Origin of the sequence: Photorhabdus sp. RM96S, from assembly GCF_042879335.1 — a bacterium.
Lineage (GTDB): Bacteria > Pseudomonadota > Gammaproteobacteria > Enterobacterales > Enterobacteriaceae > Photorhabdus > Photorhabdus kayaii.
Genome location: NZ_JBHFKT010000112.1, coordinates 1 through 1,778, shown reverse-complemented (window position 1 = coordinate 1,778; position 1,778 = coordinate 1). Strand labels below are relative to the sequence as shown.

Sequence of the window (1,778 nt, the reverse complement as noted above, 5' to 3'; positions counted from 1 at the left end):
GTTTATTTTTTCCCCTGAAAAAGCAAGAAAAAGTCATACACAATAAGGTCATTTATTGGTGAGTGCAAAATTGATCTTATTTTTTGTATTGAGAGTTTTTAGAGGTTCCCAGAGTAAGATGAGTAATAGAATGGGTAAGATTATCTATAGTACTCTCCAGCTTTTTAATATCCATTTCCAGTTGCTTATTTTTTATATCCAATGCATTCATTCTTGCCAATTCAGCATATAATTGCTGACCATTCACCGCCTCCGTACTGTTCTTGGAAATATTCCCGGCAGCAACATTCACAATCTTACGTTGATTGCCCGGTCTTCCTACAGAAACAACGTTCGATTTACTGGCAACAGAATTTGCGCCTAATGCAATGCCCCCGCTTGCTGTTACAGAGGCGTTTTGCCCAATCGCAATTCCCTGAGACGCACTAATATTCACCTTTTGCCCCACGATAATAGAAGACGAAGAGCTGGATTTAGAGTCTGATCCTAATACAATACTCCTACTTCCTGTTACAGAAGAGTTTTGACCAATCACAATTGCTTGAGACCCACTGGCAGAAACCTTTTGCCCCAGAGCAATAGAAGACGAGCCGCTGGATATTGAGCCTGATCCCACTGCAACACTCGAACTTCCTGTTGACATGGAGTTTTGACTAATCGCTACTGCCTGAACCCCACTAGCAACAACCTTTTGCCCTAGGGCAATAGAAGCTGTACCACTGGATACAGAATCAGCACCAATAGCAATGGGCCATTTGACTTTATCATTCTTATTCTCTTTCTCTTCTCTACCCGCCAGTTGATTTTGCCCAATAGCAATAGCGCCCTCACTAATTGATTTAGAAATTAGTGGTGAAGCACCAATTGCTATAGCATATATTGCTGGTGCTTCGGCATTCCCAACAACCACTGAATCTTTACCAACTTTTTGATCAGTTATATTCATATCCTCTGTAGACATATATACCTCTTAATTCAGGAATTAAATTATTATCACTTGGTATTTTTCATCAAGGACAATCCAATAATACATAATAATTTCCTTTCAAATTTGTCATTATGGAAATATTCAACAAGCTTGACGAAATTTAAAAATATTATTATCCCTACCCACTTTTTACACGACTAAGAAATTAACAACACCATCGTCAAAATTAAATATTATACGAAAAACTCAACTTGTAAATAAATTAAAACCATATGGTTGTGAAATATAATTCATGGGTTTATTTAATGTATCATATAGCTTCACTAAATATAATAACTTATCTAACCTATTAAATACTAACCGACACTATGTTACTTGTATATGTTTTCATTACTCTCAACACAACTATTTATATAATTCACCCAAGAAAATGAAGTTAGCATGTTAAATCGAGCAGGAAAATTATTCTATTATTCACTGAGACATATCCCATAAATCATTATCAAACAATAATCCTACCCAAAGAGAAAAGGCACCGAAGTTACGAACGTTCAGTGCCTTATACACCAGAAAAATATCCTGTTCGTTATAAAAAACCTTAACCGAACAACATTATCTCCTCAGGAGATGGTTTAATGATAACAATTAAATGACGCTAATTTATTGCGTTGCGATTTCATAGGATACCTGCCCTTTGAGGAATGTCTGAACTGAGCTACTATTTCCTCCTCCCCCAGCTAAACCTGTCTTTCCTACACAAATATTTTAACCTGCCCCCTCGTTATTGAACTTTTTCCTCATAGATTGATCTCAATAACAAACACGACTTGAGGTAATCTTTATGTTTTCA

Annotated in this window: 1 protein-coding gene; it reads right to left on the bottom strand. The window is 36.3% G+C overall.

Annotation, left to right across the window (positions count from 1 at the left end):
• Positions 1 to 76: 76 nt before the first annotated feature.
• A complete protein-coding gene (locus tag ACGF49_RS24475; RefSeq protein ID WP_387493281.1) occupies positions 77 to 961 on the bottom strand; it encodes a hypothetical protein in 885 nt (294 codons plus the stop codon).
• Positions 962 to 1,778 lie beyond the last annotated feature (817 nt).